This window comes from Pedobacter roseus (assembly GCF_014395225.1).
Lineage (GTDB): Bacteria > Bacteroidota > Bacteroidia > Sphingobacteriales > Sphingobacteriaceae > Pedobacter > Pedobacter roseus.
Genome location: NZ_CP060723.1, coordinates 3,259,891 through 3,279,661, shown reverse-complemented (window position 1 = coordinate 3,279,661; position 19,771 = coordinate 3,259,891). Strand labels below are relative to the sequence as shown.

The following is a 19,771-nucleotide window of genomic DNA, read 5'->3' as shown; positions in this document are numbered from 1 at the left end:
CAATGCTTTTTATAATTTTGCACCAATCTGACTTATATATAGATAAAAAATGGATTTAGTCCCCAATAAACAACCAAATTTTGACAATACGGAAATTGCGTTCCGTCAAAAAACGAATCAGGAACTGAAAAAAGCATTTTGGCTTTTTAAAATGATCGGCAGTAATTTCCTCACTAAAGTTGGTCCGGCCATTACAAACTTTTTCTTAAATATTGGGCTGCCTATCCAGGGCGCAATTAAAGCCACCATTTTTCAACAGTTTTGTGGCGGCGAAACCATTGCCGAGTGTAATAAAGCCATCGAGCAGCTGGATAAAGGCGGCGTGGGCACCATTTTAGATTATTCGGTTGAAGGAGAAGAAGAAGAGCAGGTTTTTGATGAAACTTGTGCTGAAATTATCCGTACGATTGTTCGTGCAGATGGCGATGCTAAAATTCCGATCACCGTTTTTAAAATAACAGGTATTGGCCGTTTTGCATTATTGCAGAAACTGGATGCCAAAGAAACTTTAACCGCTACCGAACAGGCAGAATACGAAAAGGTAAAACTGCGCTGCGAAATGATCTGTAAAACGGCTTTTGATAGAGGCGTGCCGATTATGATCGATGCGGAAGAAACCTGGATCCAGAATACCATTGATGAACTGGCTTTAGATATGATGCGTAAATTTAATCGCGAACGCATTATTGTGTACAATACTTACCAAATGTACCGTCATGATAAACTGGCTGATATGAAGGCCGACCATTTAATTGCCAAAGCTGATGGCTTTATTTTGGGGGTTAAAATGGTTCGTGGTGCATATATGGAAAAAGAACGTAAACGCGCTGCAGAAATGGGTTATCCTTCGCCGATTCAGCCTGATAAAGAAGCTTCTGACCGTGATTATAACGAATCATTACGCTACTGTGTAGATCATATTGAAGAAATTGCCATTGTTGCCGGAACACATAATGAAGATAGCAGCCGTTTACTGACCTATCTTTTGGAAGAAAAAAATATCAGGCATAACCACCCGCACGTTTACTTTGCACAATTATTGGGCATGAGCGATAATTTAAGCTTTAACCTGGCTGATTCTGATTATAATGTGGCCAAATACGTGCCTTACGGGCCGATTAAAGCGGTAATGCCTTATTTGTTCAGAAGAGCACAAGAAAATACTTCAGTTGCCGGACAAACAGGCCGTGAATTAGGTTTGATTGAAAGAGAATTGAAAAGAAGAAAACTGTAGATCGATTTTCAGTTAACAATTGGCTAATTTTCAATTAGCAGAGTCGTCATTTCGAGAAGTGTAATTGTCATCCTGAGCGTAGTCGAAGGATCTCCACTACACTTCAGTAGAGATGACGATTTTCTTTTAGTTACGACGACAATTATTTCTTAAAATAGATACATTATTTTTTTGAAAATGGGCATGCAGTAGTTCTTAGGGGTGTGCAGCCCCGCTTTACGCTGTATCTTTTTGGCTGCCCTTCCACTTCGCTCCGGGCGACAGCCAAAAAGGATGCCGCTCCATCCGATAGCTATCGGATCGAGTTTAATTTGAAAGGTATTTTTTTAAACTACTCAAAACTATTTCTTTACAACAAAACCTTGTTTTCCTGTTAGTAAATCGTAAAACAGGATAAAATCACTTGCCAGGCTGTAACCCGGATACTGAAATGTAGCCGGCCTGTTTTTCTCAAAGAAGAAATGACCCACCCATGCGAAACCATAGCCTAATATGGGCATGGCCAGAAAGAAGTGCCAGTTATGAAAAAGAAAACCGGTAAAAAAAGCCAATATAACTAAGCCAGTTCCGATAAAATGCAGAATTCGGGAGGTGGTATTGCTGTGTTCTGAAAGGTAAAAAGGGTAGAATTCTTTTAACGATATAAACTTTTTCTCTGTCATACCCTAATTTATAAAATTCCGTTTGCTTTTAAAAACGATCCTAATTGAGCAGGTTTTTCTGTCATTAATAAGGTATTTAAACCTAATTTTTTAGCACCTTCAATATGCTGTGGACTATCATCGATAAACAAGGTTTCTGCCGGATTTAAGTTGTTTTCCTTTAGCACCTGCTCAAAAATATTGGAATTGGGCTTACGCAATTTCATGTGCTGTGAGAAATAAGCTTTCTCAAAATAGGCATCATAATTATTGATTTCGAAAGTAGTTTTCAAATAATTGATAATCCAATCGTAATGGATTTCGTTATTGTTGCTCAATAAAAAGGTGCGGTACTTTTCTTTTACCTGAAGCAGTAAATCATGGTTTTCCTGAATGGTACCGATTAAAAGACTGTTCCATGCATCATCAATCTGTTGATCAGTTAATTCAGGTTTATTGGCTGCTTTCCTGATCCCTGCCCTAAATTCAGCCGGAGAAATGGCGCCTGTTTCAAAATCATCAAATAATTGATTGTGTGCTTTATGAGCGAAGAAATTTTCTATATCGGTAATACCCAGTTTTTGAAAAGATGCCTGGGCTATTCTGAAATCGATATCAAATATAACGTTTCCGTAGTCGAAAATAATGTTTTTAATGTTTTGCATGGAAATCCTTAAAGTTTGCTGCAAAGATATTATTGCAGGATTAATGAAGAGTATTAAATCATCAATTTTTACAATAAAAAACCCGAAACCTATTGTTATAAGTTTCGGGCTAAGTTTTTTCGATTTAACTATTTAGGCTCTACCGTTATGGATTGAATAATCGGTCGGTTCTTTTTGTCGCCGGTTTTTAATTCTTTGAAAATAAAATAGATCGAGTGGAATTTTCCATCCGAAAGCATATTAATTGGAACACTTTTTCTGAAAGTAGATTTTCCGATCATAATACCATTACTACTATCCAATCTGATTTCTATTTCCCCGTCAGCACCCGGATCTAGATTTAAGAATGAAAATTCGAAGCCAGAAATACCGTTCAAATCAACATCTTTTATTGCTATCCAGCCATTATTTTTGCTTAAGATCAGTTTTTCGCCTCCAAACACATCTTTTCGTTCAAAGCCTCCAAAATTTTTAATGTCATCAGCTTCAATCACGTTGCTTTTTAAATTCACCAGGTTGGTGGTTGTTAACGGCTTCAAACCGGGAGCACCTGCATCAGTATACGTTGCTTTTAACGTTAAAACCGATTTCTTTTTATCTTTTGCTGCTGGTGGAACAATTTTGCCAGCTGTAGGTAATGATGCTTTAACAGCCTCTTTATTGCCCAAAGTCATAATCCATTCGGTAATTTTCTTCACTTCAGCTTCTTTCATTGCTGTGTGTGCCGGCATGGGTACTTCTCCCCAAACCCCTTGGCTACCACCAATTACTTTCGAAGCCAGGTAATCAACCGCTTTGGGATCGTTTTTATATTTGGCCGCAACTTTATCAAATGCAGGGCCTATAGAAACAGCAGATTCTTTGTGGCAGGTACTGCAATCCGATTTTAACATCAAAGCTTTACCAATCATGGTTTGCGCAGCTTGCTGGTGGCCCAGTTGTGCCCCGGCCATATCAGTTCCTTCGGTATAGGTATTTGAGATGTAGATGCGACTATTGTTTACTTTCGAACCTTTGTCGCTAACCAGAACCTTGTAATCAACCGGCTTGTTTGGGAAATAAAAACTCTTATTTCCGGCTAAATCAATTGTTACGTTCGGATGTTCGTTTCCTGCAAAAACAGGCGTTACAGCACTTTTTGCAGCAGCTTTACTTTTATCCATCACGGTAACGCTTACCGGATATTCGCCTGCTTTTGTATAGGTATATTGTAAGGTTGGCGAAGTGGTGGTTTTGGTTATGCCTTTTCCTAAATTCCAAATATAAGTTAAGGCATCTCCATCAGGATCTTTAGCGATCACATTAGCCGTCATTTTGTAAGGAAGCAATCCGCTTGTTTTTACAATATCCAGTTTTTCTACTTTTGGCGGACGGTTTCCTTTTAAATAATCGATTCTTGAGATGGCAGCATCAGGATTTTTACTGAACCAGCCTTTGCCATACTCTAAAATGTACAATTTTCCATCTGGACCTAACTCCATATCGATTGGTGCAGCCAGCGAAACTTTTGATAAAAAAGGTTCCATGCTCTGGTAATCGCCTTTATCGTTCATGGTTACCGCTTTTACCCAACCGCGTACCCATTCATAAATAATCAATTTTCCGTTGTAATAAGCAGGGTAGGGCGAGTTTGCACTGGCATAATACACAGGGCCAGCCATTGCCGTACGTCCTCCGGCACCTACCTGAGGAAATTCTAACGACTCGCCATAAGGATACCAGATAAAGGCTGGTTGTGCCGGAGGAAGCTGCTCCAAACCGGTATTATTAGGCGAATTGTTAATCGGTGCCTTAGGATCAAAAGCATTGCCATTTGCGCCGTTGGTAAAGTCGTAAGCTTTATAAGGGTAGTTATTGCCAATAAATAGCGGCCAACCAAAATTACCCGCCTTTTTAGCTTGGTTTACTTCGTCATAACCTCTCGGGCCCCTTAATTCATCATCATTAGTGGCATCCGGACCAACTTCACCCCAGTATAAAAAATTGGTTTTTTGATCTACTGAAATGCGGTAAGGATTTCTATCACCCATTACATAAATCTCTGGTCTGGCCTTTGGATCATTTTTTGGAAAAAGGTTACCATCCGGAATGCTGTAAGTTCCGTCTTCGTTTACTTTGATCCTTAAAATTTTTCCACGTAAATCGTTGGTGTTTCCAGCCGATCTTCTGGCATCATATTGTTCAAAGCCTTTTCTGTTATCAAGCGGGGCATAACCTTTGTTCACATATTGTTGTTTTGGTGCATCAAAAGGAGTGGAGTTGTCGCCAGTTGAAACATAAAGCAGATGATCTGATCCAAAAGCTATTGAACCGCCGGTATGGCAGCAGATTTCGCGTTGAGAATAGAATTCTAAAATGATTTTTTCTGATTCTTTTACAATCTGATCATTAACCAGCTTAAATCTCGATAAACGGTTTACTGATTTATCAAAAGGACTGTAAAAAAGATAAATGTATTTGTTTACCGCAAATTTTGGATCGGCCGCCATACCCAGCAAACCTTCTTCGGCATTCACATCAGGATTGCTGGTTTTGAAGTAAACATCAAGTTTGCCTGCTTCCTTAATTTTTTTAGTCTGGTTTTTATAAATTAATACTTCACCGCGGCGTTGCGCCACTAAAATATCGAGGTTTGGAAGAACGGCCATTTCTGTTGGTTCGGTAAATTCTCCCTGTGCAAGGGTAACTTTAACGAAGCGGTCCTGATCGGGTGTATCAATTTTATTTTTGTTAAGAAAATTGAAAGCCTTGCCCTGGTAAGTTTTTTTGTTGAATGTAGTCGCCGAAATTAATATAAACGCAATGGCAGATAACACTAAGGTAAATGTTGTTTTCATCTATTTGGTTGAGGTATTTTTAATAAATATAACGCATTGTTTTAAAAATTGAATCATTGTATCAAAATTTATGCGAATCAGTGAATTAGAGAATGATTGAATTAGAGAATGATAGAATTAGAGAATTATTGAATTAGAGAATGTTGGAATTAGAGAATGTTGGATTTATTGAAGTCATAAAAAATTCACTCAATCAATCAATCAATCTCTCATTCATTCATTCATTCACTCATTCATTCATTCACTCATTCATTCACTCAATCATTCATTCACTCACTTCGCCCTTAACATATAATCAGCCAGGCTCTCGATGTCCTTTTTGCTGATGGCACCATTCCATGCGGGCATTCCTTTATCTATTATTCCATTGCTGATGTTGTTGATAATCGATTGTTTATCTGCACCATGTTTGAATTTACCACCAACAAGGCTATAAACCGTCGCACTGCCCTGTAATTTATCGCCGTGGCAGGATGCGCAGAGCTGCTTAAACATCATAGCAGGGCCAGCAGTTGTAGTCGTTTTGTTGTTTGAAGTGATGGTTTGGGCTACCTGATTGTTTTTTGTAGTTGAAGGACGCAACCTGAGGATCATATCATAAGGTCTTTCGCCTTTACTTTCGGGCATATCGAAATTTGATGTTGAAATATATAGGTATCCGTCAGGACCGACCACTATTGATCTGATCCTGCCATATTGCTTTTTTAACAACACCTCCTGTTTAATCACTTTTCCTTTATCCATTTCGATCCTCAATATCGATTCGCCGCGTAAACAGGCAATAAGAAGATTATTTTTCAATTGAGGAAAAGCATTTCCTTTATAAAATATAGCCTCCGAAGGGCCAATTGAAGGCGTATACTCTAAAAATGGAGTTATCATGCCTGTTTTACTTTCCTGATGATGGATTACCGGCCAGCCATAATTGGCTCCTTTTTCAATAATATTAACCTCATCGCCACCTGTAGGACCATGTTCTGTATCATAAAATTTGTTTGTACCAGTTTCAAAAGCGAAACCTTGCGGGTTACGGTGCCCATACGACCAGATTTCTTTACGGGCGGTATCATTTTTAACAAAAGAATTATCCGACGGGACACTTCCGTCATCATTTAGCCTTAAAATTTTACCATTATAAGTTTTTAAATCCTGGGCAAGTACGGGCTGATCGGCATCGCCGGTGGAAATATATAATTTTTGGTCGGGTCCAAAAATCAACCGGCAACCAGTATGGTTCCTCGCAGCAGGAATCTGTTCAATTAATGTTTTAGGGTGGATAAGCGTGTCATTTTTAAATTCGTACCGCACTACACGGAGCCATAAGTGGTTGTTCTCTGCATAATTGTGGGCCAGGTATATAAAATGATTTTTGTTAAAAGCAGGGTGAATCACCATGCCCAATAAACCCGTTTTGGTTTCGGCTTTGATATCATTTACCGATAATACTGGCTTTTCATTAATTTTGCCATTGCGGTAAAGGCGTACCTGCCCGGGGCGTTCGGTAAACAACATGGTACGGTCTGGCAAAAACACGATCTGCCAGGGTACAGTGAGGTTGCTTGCCAATGTATCTATTTCAAAAAATACGTTTTCGTCTGCTCTATTAATATTAACGGTAAAGCTACTCGCAAAAACAAAGGCAATTATAAAAGCCACACAAACAAGGTATTTTATTTTTATCATAGACAGAAGATTGAATAAATCGTTTTACTAAATAAATATAGTATAAAATACTTGTTTAATTTTTTAAAGTCAGGTTGTTATTTGAGGTAGTATTTATTTAATTACCAGTATAGTCCCGTCGTTTTTAAGCTTATAGTAATATTGTTTTTCTTGTCTGCGCGTTAAGATTTCGATCTGGGCAACTTCTCCCTGTTTTCCGGTATCATCTTTAATCGTATCACCTTTTCTGATGCTTTCCAATTCCTCTTTAGTGCTGTTTTTGGTTAGTTGTTTCATGTTTTGGTAGTTTAGTGTCTTTTGTTTAACATCAGCTGATGTCAGATGTTTTGAAATTGGTTAGATTTTAATGAGTCGCTGTAACGGTGTATTACGATCTCAATTTAGATAAAATTCGGTATTCTTACAACCTGTGGTTGTATTTTGTAATAATTTTGTGTCAGTCTATTGTCATTACAAATTTAATCTGTAGCTTACAGAATGGGCGATAAATTAAATATGATTCTAGGAATAATTTTCCTTTTAGGTGGTTTTAGTGTTTTCTTTGTAATTTTTAGCGGTAAAAAGAGTTAGATCAATATTCAAAATAAATTCAATGGGCTGTTTTCTCTTTGAATTGTTTAATTTTGAATATGCAGCAAAATCCGGTATCCGGCAAAAAAGCGAATTCATTTTCTGGTATCCACATCGATCCTATTCAGTTCAGGGTTGCTGGGATGAATGATGATAAATGTAAGTTAACAGCTTATAACAGGAGGGATTTTTATAAAATTTCGCTTATTACAAAAGGCTGTAGCACTTTGTTATATGCCAACCGAGATATCGAAATCAGCAGACCTGCATTGGTTTTTACCAATCCGCTAATTCCGTATTCCTGGGATGCGAAGGAAGAGGACATGGTGTATGATGGCCATTTCTGTGTTTTCAGCGAAGATTTTCTGCACACGGGTGCGCGCATGGAAAGCCTGCAGGATTCTACTTTGTTTAAAGCAGATGGAAATCCGGTTTACCTGCTGGATGAGGAACAGTTAAAATACCTTAAAAGTATTTTTGAACGCATGCAGACCGAAATGGATGGCGATTATGTTTATAAATATGAGTTGATCCGTAATTATGTGAATGTAATTATCCATGAAGCCGTAAAAATGCAGCCTGCAGTGGCCTATTTTAATCCAACTAATGCTGCTTCCAGAATCACCAACTTGTTTTTAACCCTTTTAGAAAAACAGTTTCCTGTCGATTCCCCGCAAGATCCACTTAAACTAAAAAAAGCCGGCGATTATGCCGAACGACTTTCGGTGCATGTAAACCATTTAAATGCTGCCATTCAGGAAGTAACAGGCAAATCAACCACAACCATTATCAATGAGGCCATTATTGCCGAAGCCAAATCTCTTTTGTTGCATACTGATTGGAGCGTAGCCGAGATTGCTTTCAGCCTTGGTTTTGAGTACGCTTCGTACTTTAATAATTTCTTTAAAAAACATACGGGCTATACCCCGATGAAAATCAGGAACAATTCTTTACCTGTTTAGCTTTTTTTCTTTTTTCTTTAAGTTGATTTGTTTAATAAACACTTTGATTTGTATAATCGCCTGAGGTTTTCGGACTATACCTTTGCTTTATAAACTTACAGAAATTAAGATATGAGCATGAAAAGAATAAACTTAGGTAGTGAAGGACTACAGGTGCCCGTACAGGGATTGGGCTGCATGGGTATGACGACTATAGCTGGCGGAGATATTTACGGCAAAGCCAACGAAGAGGAATCGATTGCCACCATCCATCGTGCATTGGAACTTGGAATTGATTTTTTAGATACTGCCGATTTATACGGACCGCTGTTAAATGAGCGTTTGGTGGCAAAAGCGATAAAAGGTAACCGTGAAAAATATACCATTGCTACAAAATTTGGCTATGAAGTTGATGATAATGAGCAATTAACCTGGGGATTTAATGGTACACCAGCTTATGTGCAAAAAGCGATAGACCGTTCTTTAAAAAATCTTGATACAGATTACATTGATTTATATTACCTGCACCGTGTAGACCCTAATACACCAATAGAAGAAACGGTGGGTGCAATGGCCGAACTGGTTAAATCAGGCAAGGTAAAATATATTGGTTTATCAGAGGTTTCAGCAGAAACGATTAAACGGGCGCATAAAGTCCATCCCATCACCGCGGTGCAGAGCGAATATTCGCTTTTTGAGCGTGAGGCAGAAACCAGTGGTGTATTGGATACTTTAAAAGAACTAGGGATTGGTTTTGTTGCTTATTCTCCATTGGGAAGAGGTTTTATTTCAGGCGATATTAAAAGTCCGGATGATTTTGCTGCTGATGATTTCCGCAGAAGTATTCCCCGTTTTCAGGGCGATAACTTTTATAAAAATATTACCCTATTAAAGGAGATTGAGCTTATTGCTGCAGAAAAAGGTGTAACGCCTTCACAATTGGCTCTGGCATGGGTACTTGCTCAAGGAGTGCTGGCCATTCCGGGTACAAAAAGGATTAAGTATATTGAAGAAAATGCAGCTGCTACCAATATTACATTGAGTACAGCTGAAAAAGAAAAACTAGAATCCATCGTTCCTGCAGGCGCTACAGCTGGCGGACGGTATGATGATACCCAAATGCAGTTTGTAGATGCTTAAAAGCATCAGCTGGATATTTTGAAAGCCAAAGGTTTAATCTTTGGCTTTTTTAGTTTGGATAGGTTTTAAAGCTAAAATATGAACAATCTTAGGCTTCATCTACGCATTTAATGCTAAAATCTATTTAATGACTAAACATTTTTGGTTATTCGTATGTTTGATAGTTAAAAAAATCTAAATAAATGCAGGGCACAATAAAATTTTATAATGAATCTAAAGGTTTTGGGTTTGTTGTAACAGAAAACGGCGATGAAATTTTTGTACATGTTACAGGTTTGATCGATAAAGTAAAACAGAATGACCGGGTTGAGTTTGAGGTTGCGCAAGGTAAAAAAGGACCAAACGCTGTTAATGTGAAATTGATTAAATAAAAATATGAGGCTGGGTACCGTAAAATTTTATAATAGTGAAGAAGGCTTTGGTGGTATTACGCCTTCAAATGGCGGGATGGAAGTAAATGTTTTTGCACATGGGGTAGTTGGTGAAATTAAACCTAACAATATTGTTCAATTTGATATTGAATTTACAAAATCAGGAGTAGAGGCAGTTCAGGTAAGGGTTTTATCTGCCTAATCGAATAATCTTGTTCGGTTTTTAATTAGCTCAGATTGTCATTGTAAATGATGAAAAAGGTTCATCATTAGCCTAAGTATTTCAATTTGGAATAAAAAACATTCATATTTATCCAATAAATAAGGTCTTCTGACTTTTTAGAGGGCTTTTTTATGATATTTGTACGCTGAAAAAAGCTTAGGTTGCTACAAAATATAAAGGATGATGTAACCTAATTGAACTATTTCAGTCTTACTGATGTTTATCCTTTAGGTTTATTATGATACAATTAGAGCCAATTAGCGGGGTTTTTAATAGAGAACGTGCGTTGCAGGCAACATATCCCATGCGGATGTTGATTGTAAAGGAAGGTATTGGTTTTTTGTGTATGAACTCCGGAGACCATGAGCTTTTGGAAAAAAGAATATTTTTTATACCCGAAGAAGGTTTGGTAAGGCTAGAGGGGCAGATTAAATCTGGCTACTGGTTAAATTTTAGCAGCGTGTTGTATGCCGAGTTTTTATTACAGCATTTGGATCCCCTGGCAAAAAACCTGTTTCTCAATTTATCTTACAGGGATTTAACCCCTCAGGAATCGGTAAAAACTTACAGTTTGCTTGATCAGCTTAAAAAAGAAATCGGGGCAAAAAAAGATTTACGGTTTTTAGCACAATATTTATCGCTGTTTCTTGGTTATACTGCTGGTTTGGATGGTTATCTGGCTGCATTAACGTTAGATGAACTGCAACAGGTTTTACGTTTCAGGGCAATTTTAGATCAATATTATCGGGAAGAAAGGGCAATTCAGTTTTATGCTGAGGGCATGGGAATGAGCGTAGGTAAATTAAATAAATTTTTAGACCGCGTGCTGGGTAAAAGTTTAACCGTATTGATCAAAGACAGGATTATGAGAGAGGCAGAGGAATTATTGTTAAACAGCGATTATTCTGTTGATCAGATTTCAAGGATATTGGGTTTTGAACAGACTAATAAATTTTTAACCAGTTTTAGAAGACATAAGGGAATATCTGCACTGCAGTTTAGCAAGCTGGTTTAGAGCAAAAAGAAAATTGGTGCGTCTGGCAAAGAAATGGTCATCAATCTGATTTCACCTCTTCCAGAAAACAGGCTTTCCGGACCTCACAACATTAATTGCTTTAGCGCCTAACGCGCAAGGCTTTGCTCACTGCATCTATTATCAGCCGCACCAATTTTTCAACTGCTAAATTATAAAAATCTTCGTATAAAGAAGAAATTAATCTTGATTATGTTACAAAAGTGTATATTGGTAATTACAACAACCTGTAAGTGTAATGAAATAGCCTAGCCTTCAAATAAATAACCGCTATAGGCCAACCCTTTTGCCACACTTTTAAAATTATCTCCTGAGTTTAACGGAATATGTGGGAATTTATTTTTAAACAGGTTTTGTACTGCCGAAACCATTGATGTTCCACCGGTTAGGAACAAACAGTCGATATCCTGTGGATTGATTTTGTACGTTTCCATAAACTGGTTAAGGTAGGCATCAATTCTATTGATATCTTTTTCAATGATGGAGTTATATTGTTCCAGTAAAATGTTTTCATCAATTTCGATCTCCATATTGTGATAGGCAAATGTAGAAACTGGTTGATCGGAAAGTTCAATTTTTGTTTTTTCAATCGACCTAAACAGAGAGTAACCCAGGTTATTTTCGATCAAAGTGATCAGGTTTTTGAATTTTGGGTCGTTTTTAGAATAATAATAGTATTCTTCAATCTCTTTCTGGATTTTCAAGCCATTAAAGAAATTCATCTTATCCCAGGTACAGATATTGGCAAAAAGCGATTTAGGCACATTTAAAACTTTTCCGGGGGTAGCTTCATACATGGTGTTTTTACCGAAATATGGTGTTCCTTTATCCCACATAAAAGCAGAATCCAGGCTATCGCCACCAATATAAATACCACCAGACGCAATCATATCATTTTTCCGGTCTTTGCTGCCAACTTTATCGGGATCGAGGATAAGGTAGGTGAAATCGGTTGTTCCACCGCCCAAATCGGCAACCAGTACACGCTCTTTCTTTTTGATGGTTTTCTCGTAGGCAAAAGCTGCTCCGATGGGCTCAAACTGAAAACGCACTTCGCTAAAACCCGCATTCTCCGCCGCTTTTTTTAACCTGGTTTGTGCCAGGGTATCTTTCATGGTATTGTCATCATCAAAGAAAACCGGGCGGCCAATAATGGCTTTTTGGCAATCTTCTCCGGTAATTTGATCTGCTTTTTCCTTTAAATCTTTAAGGATCAGCGTAACCAGATCGGAAGCTGTATACTTTTTATTGTGGATCCGGGTTTCGGTAAAAGTGGTTCTCGAGAGGATCTGTTTGATGGATTTAATAAAACGGCCCTTCATGCCATCACTTAAATAGGCATCAATTGCTTTTTCGCCAACAATATGATTTTCGCCATCGATAATGCTTTTTACTTCTGTGAAATAGATTAAAGAAGGGATCGAAATCGTATCTATAATTTCTTTCTTTTCTTCATCATAAATGGATAATGCCGAATTGGTTGTTCCAAAATCGATTCCGTATAAAAACTTACTCATGGCTTGATGTATTGTGAAATGTAGCGATTGAAATGGGGCTGCGAAAGTATTAAAAAAAGGTGTACTGAACTAAATTTTTTTAAAATAACTCGCTTGTTCCCAAATGGTCGTTTACAATCCGCGTTATCTGCTGACCAAGTTCTTTGGCATTACCAACTCCTACGCTTTTAAGCGCTGCCAGTTGATCGGTTGTCCGTGGCATTCTTTCTGCGATAGAAAGCAGAGCCAGATCGGAAAGTACCGCATAATCTTGCGTACCCCTTTGTAAGGCAATGGTTTTGCGCCATTCGACAAGATTTTTATATACCTGTGGATTGGAAATTTCTTTTGGTTTAATGCTCGATTTAACGGGCTTTTTCTCTGGCTGTTTATTGCTTGCCGAATGTAAAGTATGGATATAATCTTTAATCGAAAAGGGATTCCAGGAGATTTTAAATAATGCCAGTTTGATCTGAAGTGCATCTTTAACTTCGTTTAATACCGTAAGGAGTTTGTCGGAATGGGTATCATTATAAAAATTGATCGCCACAATCCTTGCCATTAGTACAATGAGCTGTTCCAGTTTTGGAATGAAATAATCAGATGCTTTCTGCAAACGATCCATAAAGGCCGTTTCATCAGCCGGATTTTCGGTCGTGCTTATTTTTGAAAATTCCTTTGTTATAAAATTTCTGGCTACTTTAAAAATTTCATGTTGAAGAATCTGGTTTCCTTGCTCGTAGATGGATAAAAAAGCATTTTTTTCATCTTTATCGATCAGTTTAGATCGTCCCAGTTTTTCCCAATCTTTTGCCACAAGCGAAAAATCCAATAACTCGTGGATCAGGCCCCAGGCATACTGCTGACTATAACGTTCCAACAGGGCAGCGGTAGGTTTATCCTGGTGGCTGGTTTTGGTAAAACTGATGACTTTGGCATCGGTGATGATATTTTCGGAGGCTACAGGAGATTTTAGGATTAATCCTTCTAAACTTCTGCAACGGCTTAAAGCCACGTAAGCTTGCCCGTGGGTAAATGCGGTACTTACATCAACAATGGCATGATCAAATGTTAAGCCCTGACTTTTATGGACGGTAATGGCCCAGGCAAGTTTAAAAGGGTATTGTGAAAAGGAACCTGTGCTGGTTTCGTTTATTTTATTTTCTTCATCACTCAGGCTGTATTTAACATTTTGCCAGATTTCTTTTTCTACTTCGATCTCTTTACCATCATTAGAAAAACTGACTTTTATCGAATCCTGATTGATTGCCGTTATTTTTGCCGCTTTTCCATTGTAATATTGTCTTTTCCCTGAAGAATCATTTTTGATGAAAATAACCTGAGCCCCTAGCTTTAACTGTAATTTTTCGTCGGTAGGGTAGGCATCTTTGGGGAAATCGCCATTTATTTCTGCATTGAAATCAAAAATCTCACCTTCCAGTTTTTCTAAACAGCCTTGATTAATTTCGTTAACCAATTGGTTGTGAGTGGTTAATGTGATGTAATCATCTTTCCATTCCTGATCTAATGACGGATCATAACGCTCATTCAGTTTCTCCAGTAAACCGGTATCGAGTGTGTTTTCGCGCATGCCGTTCAGGATATCAAGAAATGTAGGGTCCGACTGGCGGTATACTTTATCCAGGGTGAAGGTAACCATTGGCGTAATGCGGAAAATTAAACTGTCAAAAAAGTATGGACTGGAATAATAAGCGCCTAAAATGTGCCATGCATCGTGAAAAATAGGGGAGAGCTGATAAAGATCACCGATCATTAAAACCTGCACACCACCAAACGGCCGGTTGGAGCCTTTAACCCGTTTTAGGGTACGATCGATAAAATCGATAATATCAACCCTGACCATACTAATCTCATCAATAATTAAGAGATCAAGACAGCGCAATAACCGTGTTTTTTCGTCTGAATATTTAAAATTGTTTTCTGCATTTTCATCCACCACCGGAACCAATGGACCAAAAGGAATCTGGAAAAACGAATGGAGTGTTACGCCACCTGCATTTATGGCTGCAACAGCGGTAGGTGCAACAACTGCAAAATTCTTTTTTGTGGTATCCCTAATCTTGCGGAGGAGGGTGGTTTTACCCGTTCCTGCTTTACCCGTTAAAAAAACGGGCTGATTGGTGGTTGCTAAAAAATCTAGAAGAAGTTGGTTGTCCGGATCGGGCGTATTCATATTAATTACAAAACTAACCTATTCAAAACTCATTTGAGGATAGATCAATGGCCCTTTTATCCACATTTTGAGTGCTCCGAAATACCTTGTGGAAAATAAAATTAAGATTAAGCGGTTGAAAATGAGTTTGTATAACGTATTTTAATGAAAAAATCCCAAAAACATTTTCGAAAATTCAATTCAAATTTGTAACATTGCACTCGCAAAAAAGGAATATCCTTTTTTCCGGGCCTATAGCTCAGCTGGTTAGAGTAGAAGACTCATAATCTTTTGGTCCCTGGTTCGAGCCCAGGTGGGCCCACTGCTTTAAACCCCTTTAAGGATAACTTAGAGGGGTTTTTTGTTGGGTGAAAAACTGTGCTACAGACCGTTTAAGGGTTGTTTTTTATGATGGTAGCAACTGCTACCGTTTCAAATATAACTAACGATATACTGTATTCAAAACTCCATTATCTGTTATTTTGTACTTGCATTTTGGCGCATTTTGGCGCGCGCCAAATCACATCATTCCATCATCAGCAAAACTATAGTAGCTATTTTCACTCAAAATGATGTGATCCCAGACATTAATATCAAGTAGCTTACCACATTCTACCAGTCGTTTCGTTAACTTGATATCTGCCTCACTTGGTCTGATTGAGCCACTAGGATGGTTATGTGTGAGTATTATTCCAGAAGCAGTACCTTTTAAAGCGACAGCGAACACTACCTTTGGATCAACGTATGTTCCACTCACTCCACCCATTGATATATCGACAATCCCAAGAACATGGTTACTTCGGTTAAGTAGTATGACTTTGAACTCTTCTAGAAACGCAATCCTGCCCATATCCCATTGTTGTTTTAAAAGACAATACGTTTGTTGCGATGAGGTTATTTTAGGACGTTCACTAATGTTGTAATCTGGCTTGTAGCTTACCTGTACTTCAGCTACCTTAAATTGTTCTTGTACCATAGTTGTATCTATTTAAATATGGCACATGTACCAAGCTTTCAACTCAACTAAATCAAGAAGCAACGGATATAAATAGCCTGTGTGGTGGCTACGTGAGCGTTTATGCCGGAATTTCTTGGAATGTGTTGAGGGGAGAAGCTTAAATTGGTGCTATAGTTAGATAGATACTACCTCTCCCTGCTTCTCAATATCCAGTTTTCAATCAATCCCTTGCTTTTAAGGGGCATGGTTTAGGTTTTGGATATCACAATTAATGAAATTTAAGTATTTCCATTTTGAGTATTATTCGATATTATTGTGGAATGAATACATCTAATCTCTCACAACTTCACAATATCGTTTTTACGGTTGGAAGAATAACTCCATCTGGAGTATCCTTACTTGGAACTTGCTTTTTATTAAACGAAAGTGGTTTACTGGCAACGGCTGCACATGTAACATCGAATGATGAACAAAATCTTGTAATCGTATTTTCTCAAGGCACAGACATCATGTCATATCAAGATACGTCAAACAATTCAGTTAACGCAATACCTGCTAGAATATACGCTGTTGATGCCGTAAGAGATATTTGTATTCTTAAGGTTGATCAAGACGTAAAATCAAATCTAAGAATCATTGGATCTGATCAAGCATCAATAGCTCAGCATTTAGATATAATAGGATATCCTCACTGTACTGAAGGTCGAAGAGTTTTAACTTATCAAAGCACTGTTGTTGGTGCAAAAGTATTAATCGAGTCTGCCAACATCAAATCAAAGCACTTAATTCTTAATATTCAAACTAAGCCTGGCCAATCTGGTAGCCCGATTTTTGATTCTGAAACAGGAGTTGTTGTAGCTATGCTAATTGGCTCTTATGCCCCAACTTCAAAGGGATTTATGATGATCGGAGATATCAATCCCCACACTCTTCACCAGACAACTCATGCTATCTCATCAGAATACCTAATTGAAATGATATAATGGAAGCACTAGACAACATTTTTACATTGGAGCCTAAAGAATTACTTGAAGGTTTACCAAATTTTCAGGTTAAACTTATCACTGAGATGTCTGAATCAGGATATGATTATCTTACCATAGCGGATAACTGGTTAAATACTAAACCGAAAGATACTGTTGGTTTTGGAGGGCAACCCCTTCCTGCAAGCAACAATATTTATAGAGACAAGATAATGCACGAACTTGAAAAGTTTATCTGTGGTGATGAGAAGTACGAAGACGAGAGAAAAAAACTAAGTGCGACTGCGGGTCAACCAATACAGTTTATTCTTGGAGGCATTTCGGCTGCAATCGGCTCTGTACTGGGAACAGCTGGAGCCTTTATTTTACCAGTAATAGTTCTATTGCTAATGACAGGAGGAAAGATATCCAAAAACGGCTGGTGTGAAGCTAGAAAAGAGTTAAGAGCGGCATCAGGTAACTAGTGATCCAACCAGTATTCGCCTATTTACGATCAATTGTGTATCCAGAGTGTGTATTTCAGTGAAAGTGACCCCTCTGTTTCGGGCCAAACTGGCCACCAATTTGATTACCGGATGATGCGTATCTAGTTCCTTTCCCTCCGAACAAATATACACTTCGGATCCAAATCCATTTTCCTCAAGAGTTCTCGGTTTAATCCTTCTCCCTGCCCGATTTATCCTCAATTTAGACCTTTCTAAAGATCAAAAGCCATTCTAAAGGCAAGGTAACGCTTAAAAAACATTGTAATCCCTTCAAAATAGCAAAGCGACAGTAGTCCACCCTGAATTGTAGATATGCTCCCAGGAGCGATTATTTAATGCAGAAACTAAAAGATTATTCCCAAAAGCAAGTCGTGAAAAAAGCTGATCGAAAGATCAGAACGGCCAGTTTGCCCCGGAACAGGTGGTCACTTTAAAGCGGAATGGGGTGACAGCTTAAACGCGGAACGGGCGGCCATTTTTGCCGAAATGCCCAGCCTTAAGAAACAACCATAGCAGAGTAGAGCGCAGATGTGTAAGTTTGGGTTGTTGTCTTTCAGGTAGTTAAGGATCAATTTCATCTTTTCATGTTCGTAGATCTTATGCAGTTTTGCCTTTTTCTTCATCGTACTGGTTTCGCGAACAGCTTGGAGAGGCTTTTCAATCTCTCTGCTGATCAAAGAGAACAAAACTCCTAAGTCACGACGTCTATCCATGTAATACATTCCTGACGACTTATATCGTTGTAGAAACTCTTCAATCCTTGTACGTTTTATAAGGGTGATATCACTGGAGAGTTCTTCCTTTGTTAGAAAAGCTTTGAAGTGACGATGAATGCCTTTTAGATTCTTTCTGTAGTAGTGGCTAACATCGGAATTTAGTTTGACTTCCAATGCCCAGTCTAGCAGGTAGTCAGTTGAAATGTCGAGATGATCTTCAACTGATATGTCTACAGGTGTATGTTTATTGTCGTGTGGATAATGACCACTTTCAAGAGCTTTAAGAACCTCAAACTCGAGTTGTTTCAATAGTTTGTTTCTTTCTTTAACCGTCTTAGCAAGGTTTGGCTTAACAGATGAATTGATGTTGTTGCCGTTGTATTCTCTTACTCTTTTACCGTTCCAATAGAACGTTACATAACTCCTTACAGTTATGTCATCGGATGTTACAATCCGTACTTCATGAAGTTGCATTTTGGCGCATTTTTTAATGATTCATTGATAAGAATCATGGAAAACAGCACCTCAGGGCCTATAGCTCAGCTGGTTAGAGTAGAAGACTCATAATCTTTTGGTCCCTGGTTCGAGCCCAGGTGGGCCCACTGCTTTAAACCCCTTTAAGGATAACTTAGAGGGGTTTTTTGTTACTCAAAAAAATGTATTAAAGGCTATGTAAATGCTGTTTCGACCGTTGCTCAGTTCCGGGCGGGGAGATTCTTTTTAAGCGCTAATTTCAAGCTTATATCCTTTGCCGCGTATCACAACGATTTTGATGTTGGGATCAAATTCCAGTTTTTTTCTAAGTTTTGATATGAACATATCCAGACTGCGCCCTACAATCACACCTTCATCTTCCCATATCTCTTTTTGCAGCCTGCTTCTTTCTATGGTCTCATTGGGAGACAGCGCGAAAATGAGCAATAAACGAGATTCAGTTCCGGTTAGGTCTGTTGTTTTTTCATTGATGATCAGCTTCCTATTCTTAGCATCAAACAACGCCGAACCCAAATAGAGCATATTTTTATCCTGATCTTTAGTTAAAGTTTTTCGCGGCTTAACCGATTTCAAAAATATAAATCCAACAAATGCTAAAAATGGCAGGCTGCCTAAAAGGTATCCACTCTTTGCTGTATTTATGCCCGTCGGTTTAAATTTAATATTGACCATGTAACGTGCTTTGGGTTGTTTTCTTCCTATACAAGCTACAATATCATCTTTCTTGTTTTTGGATATAGCATATCCATAGGCTACGCTGGAGTTGGCAGAATTAATAACGTTAACAATATAATCATCTGCGAGCGGGTCTTTCGCCAACAAACGCCGTATAGTATTCACCAGGGAGGCAGATTGAAAAGTAAGCTCATTCTCAAACCTGATTTGGTATTCATTTTCTGCGATCTTTTTTACAGGTAGTACCCTCGAAGTACTATCGCCCGACTGTAAGAGTAGCTCATGTCCGATCCTGCGGAGCAAAACTTCCCTTCTGGCAGTAGTAAAGTCGTCGCCACCGTTTATACTGAAAGCCAGGCAGACTACAGAGATAAACGAGAGTAATAGCAATCCGAGCAGGTATTTGCGTGTTCCGGAGAAGAGATTTCGGCTAAGATGCATAGTGTCAATTT

Annotated in this window: 18 protein-coding genes and 2 tRNA genes; 10 read left to right on the top strand and 10 right to left on the bottom strand. The window is 38.3% G+C overall.

From position 1 onward, the window contains the following. Positions 1-49: 49 nt before the first annotated feature. Positions 50-1,234: a proline dehydrogenase family protein gene (locus H9L23_RS13575; protein ID WP_187590926.1), complete on the top strand. Its 1,185-nt coding sequence runs from the start codon at positions 50-52 to the stop codon at positions 1,232-1,234. Between the two features lie 341 nt (positions 1,235-1,575). Here H9L23_RS13575 and H9L23_RS13570 read toward each other — a convergent pair whose 3' ends face one another. The 5 genes from H9L23_RS13570 to H9L23_RS13550 form a co-directional block, all read right to left on the bottom strand. Continuing rightward, positions 1,576-1,896, bottom strand: a complete 321-nt coding sequence (locus H9L23_RS13570; RefSeq protein WP_187590925.1) for a DUF962 domain-containing protein — start codon at positions 1,894-1,896, stop codon at positions 1,576-1,578. 8 nt (positions 1,897-1,904) lie between these two features. Beyond that, positions 1,905-2,540, bottom strand: a complete 636-nt coding sequence (locus H9L23_RS13565) for an HAD family hydrolase (RefSeq protein WP_187590924.1) — start codon at positions 2,538-2,540, stop codon at positions 1,905-1,907. A 128-nt stretch (positions 2,541-2,668) separates the two neighbouring features. Beyond that, positions 2,669-5,377, bottom strand: coding sequence for a PQQ-dependent sugar dehydrogenase (locus tag H9L23_RS13560; protein WP_187590923.1), 2,709 nt, complete (start codon positions 5,375-5,377; stop codon positions 2,669-2,671). 273 nt (positions 5,378-5,650) lie between these two features. Continuing rightward, positions 5,651-7,060 (bottom strand): PQQ-dependent sugar dehydrogenase, encoded by a 1,410-nt coding sequence (locus tag H9L23_RS13555; protein WP_187590922.1) that lies wholly within the window; start codon positions 7,058-7,060, stop codon positions 5,651-5,653. Between the two features lie 93 nt (positions 7,061-7,153). Further along, positions 7,154-7,336: a hypothetical protein gene (locus tag H9L23_RS13550; protein WP_187590921.1), complete on the bottom strand. Its 183-nt coding sequence runs from the start codon at positions 7,334-7,336 to the stop codon at positions 7,154-7,156. A gap of 353 nt (positions 7,337-7,689) precedes the next feature. Here H9L23_RS13550 and H9L23_RS13545 point away from each other — a divergent pair, with 353 nt between their 5' ends. The 5 genes from H9L23_RS13545 to H9L23_RS13525 all read left to right on the top strand — a co-directional run bounded on the left by H9L23_RS13545 (position 7,690) and on the right by H9L23_RS13525 (position 11,320). Beyond that, positions 7,690-8,592, top strand: coding sequence for a helix-turn-helix domain-containing protein (locus H9L23_RS13545; RefSeq protein WP_223190979.1), 903 nt, complete (start codon positions 7,690-7,692; stop codon positions 8,590-8,592). Between the two features lie 117 nt (positions 8,593-8,709). Then, positions 8,710-9,711 carry an aldo/keto reductase gene (locus H9L23_RS13540; protein ID WP_246474691.1) on the top strand — a complete coding sequence of 334 codons (1,002 nt, stop codon included), beginning with the start codon at positions 8,710-8,712 and terminating at the stop codon, positions 9,709-9,711. 182 nt (positions 9,712-9,893) lie between these two features. Further along, on the top strand, positions 9,894-10,082 hold the full coding sequence (locus H9L23_RS13535) for a cold-shock protein (protein ID WP_187590919.1): 189 nt from the start codon (positions 9,894-9,896) through the stop codon (positions 10,080-10,082). 4 nt (positions 10,083-10,086) lie between these two features. Then, positions 10,087-10,284: a cold-shock protein gene (locus H9L23_RS13530; RefSeq protein WP_187590918.1), complete on the top strand. Its 198-nt coding sequence runs from the start codon at positions 10,087-10,089 to the stop codon at positions 10,282-10,284. Positions 10,285-10,543: 259 nt separating this feature from the next. Further along, a complete protein-coding gene (locus H9L23_RS13525) occupies positions 10,544-11,320 on the top strand; it encodes a helix-turn-helix domain-containing protein (RefSeq protein ID WP_187590917.1) in 777 nt (258 codons plus the stop codon). 266 nt (positions 11,321-11,586) lie between these two features. Here the strand turns inward: H9L23_RS13525 and H9L23_RS13520 are convergent, their stop codons facing one another. Next, positions 11,587-12,855, bottom strand: coding sequence for an Hsp70 family protein (locus tag H9L23_RS13520; RefSeq protein ID WP_187590916.1), 1,269 nt, complete (start codon positions 12,853-12,855; stop codon positions 11,587-11,589). A 79-nt stretch (positions 12,856-12,934) separates the two neighbouring features. Continuing rightward, positions 12,935-15,028, bottom strand: a complete 2,094-nt coding sequence (locus tag H9L23_RS13515; RefSeq protein ID WP_187590915.1) for an HRDC domain-containing protein — start codon at positions 15,026-15,028, stop codon at positions 12,935-12,937. 227 nt (positions 15,029-15,255) lie between these two features. Between H9L23_RS13515 and H9L23_RS13510 the strand changes: the two genes are divergently transcribed. Beyond that, positions 15,256-15,329, top strand: a tRNA-Ile gene (locus H9L23_RS13510). 198 nt (positions 15,330-15,527) lie between these two features. Here H9L23_RS13510 and H9L23_RS13505 read toward each other — a convergent pair. Then, positions 15,528-15,983: a JAB domain-containing protein gene (locus tag H9L23_RS13505; protein ID WP_187590914.1), complete on the bottom strand. Its 456-nt coding sequence runs from the start codon at positions 15,981-15,983 to the stop codon at positions 15,528-15,530. Positions 15,984-16,285: 302 nt separating this feature from the next. Between H9L23_RS13505 and H9L23_RS13500 the strand changes: the two genes are divergently transcribed. Together H9L23_RS13500 and H9L23_RS13495 are read left to right on the top strand one after the other, a co-directional pair. Continuing rightward, positions 16,286-16,948 (top strand): S1 family peptidase, encoded by a 663-nt coding sequence (locus H9L23_RS13500; RefSeq protein ID WP_187590913.1) that lies wholly within the window; start codon positions 16,286-16,288, stop codon positions 16,946-16,948. Next, positions 16,948-17,412: a hypothetical protein gene (locus H9L23_RS13495; protein WP_187590912.1), complete on the top strand. Its 465-nt coding sequence runs from the start codon at positions 16,948-16,950 to the stop codon at positions 17,410-17,412. Before H9L23_RS13500 ends, H9L23_RS13495 begins: the two co-directional genes overlap by 1 nt. Before the next feature lie 446 nt (positions 17,413-17,858). On the opposite strand, the gene H9L23_RS13490 is transcribed toward H9L23_RS13495, so the two are convergent. Continuing rightward, complete coding sequence (locus H9L23_RS13490) at positions 17,859-18,623, bottom strand: hypothetical protein (RefSeq protein ID WP_187590911.1); 765 nt, start codon at positions 18,621-18,623, stop codon at positions 17,859-17,861. Between the two features lie 54 nt (positions 18,624-18,677). Between H9L23_RS13490 and H9L23_RS13485 the strand changes: the two genes are divergently transcribed. Continuing rightward, a tRNA-Ile gene (locus tag H9L23_RS13485) sits at positions 18,678-18,751 on the top strand. A gap of 118 nt (positions 18,752-18,869) precedes the next feature. Here the strand turns inward: H9L23_RS13485 and H9L23_RS13480 are convergent. Beyond that, the gene (locus H9L23_RS13480; RefSeq protein WP_187590910.1) at positions 18,870-19,760 is read right to left on the bottom strand and encodes a winged helix-turn-helix domain-containing protein; all 891 of its coding nucleotides are present in this window, start codon (positions 19,758-19,760) and stop codon (positions 18,870-18,872) included. Positions 19,761-19,771 lie beyond the last annotated feature (11 nt).

Bases quoted from the DNA above. Each gene is read 5' to 3' on its own strand.
- H9L23_RS13575 (WP_187590926.1), top strand. From the start codon at position 50: ATGGATTTAGTCCCCAATAAACAACCAAATTTTGACAATACGGAAATT.
- H9L23_RS13570 (WP_187590925.1), bottom strand. From the start codon at position 1,896: ATGACAGAGAAAAAGTTTATATCGTTAAAAGAATTCTACCCTTTTTAC.
- H9L23_RS13565 (WP_187590924.1), bottom strand. From the start codon at position 2,540: ATGCAAAACATTAAAAACATTATTTTCGACTACGGAAACGTTATATTT.
- H9L23_RS13560 (WP_187590923.1), bottom strand. From the start codon at position 5,377: ATGAAAACAACATTTACCTTAGTGTTATCTGCCATTGCGTTTATATTA.
- H9L23_RS13555 (WP_187590922.1), bottom strand. From the start codon at position 7,060: ATGATAAAAATAAAATACCTTGTTTGTGTGGCTTTTATAATTGCCTTT.
- H9L23_RS13550 (WP_187590921.1), bottom strand. From the start codon at position 7,336: ATGAAACAACTAACCAAAAACAGCACTAAAGAGGAATTGGAAAGCATC.
- H9L23_RS13545 (WP_223190979.1), top strand. From the start codon at position 7,690: ATGCAGCAAAATCCGGTATCCGGCAAAAAAGCGAATTCATTTTCTGGT.
- H9L23_RS13540 (WP_246474691.1), top strand. From the start codon at position 8,710: ATGAAAAGAATAAACTTAGGTAGTGAAGGACTACAGGTGCCCGTACAG.
- H9L23_RS13535 (WP_187590919.1), top strand. From the start codon at position 9,894: ATGCAGGGCACAATAAAATTTTATAATGAATCTAAAGGTTTTGGGTTT.
- H9L23_RS13530 (WP_187590918.1), top strand. From the start codon at position 10,087: ATGAGGCTGGGTACCGTAAAATTTTATAATAGTGAAGAAGGCTTTGGT.
- H9L23_RS13525 (WP_187590917.1), top strand. From the start codon at position 10,544: ATGATACAATTAGAGCCAATTAGCGGGGTTTTTAATAGAGAACGTGCG.
- H9L23_RS13520 (WP_187590916.1), bottom strand. From the start codon at position 12,855: ATGAGTAAGTTTTTATACGGAATCGATTTTGGAACAACCAATTCGGCA.
- H9L23_RS13515 (WP_187590915.1), bottom strand. From the start codon at position 15,028: ATGAATACGCCCGATCCGGACAACCAACTTCTTCTAGATTTTTTAGCA.
- H9L23_RS13505 (WP_187590914.1), bottom strand. From the start codon at position 15,983: ATGGTACAAGAACAATTTAAGGTAGCTGAAGTACAGGTAAGCTACAAG.
- H9L23_RS13500 (WP_187590913.1), top strand. From the start codon at position 16,286: ATGAATACATCTAATCTCTCACAACTTCACAATATCGTTTTTACGGTT.
- H9L23_RS13495 (WP_187590912.1), top strand. From the start codon at position 16,948: ATGGAAGCACTAGACAACATTTTTACATTGGAGCCTAAAGAATTACTT.
- H9L23_RS13490 (WP_187590911.1), bottom strand. From the start codon at position 18,623: ATGCAACTTCATGAAGTACGGATTGTAACATCCGATGACATAACTGTA.
- H9L23_RS13480 (WP_187590910.1), bottom strand. From the start codon at position 19,760: ATGCATCTTAGCCGAAATCTCTTCTCCGGAACACGCAAATACCTGCTC.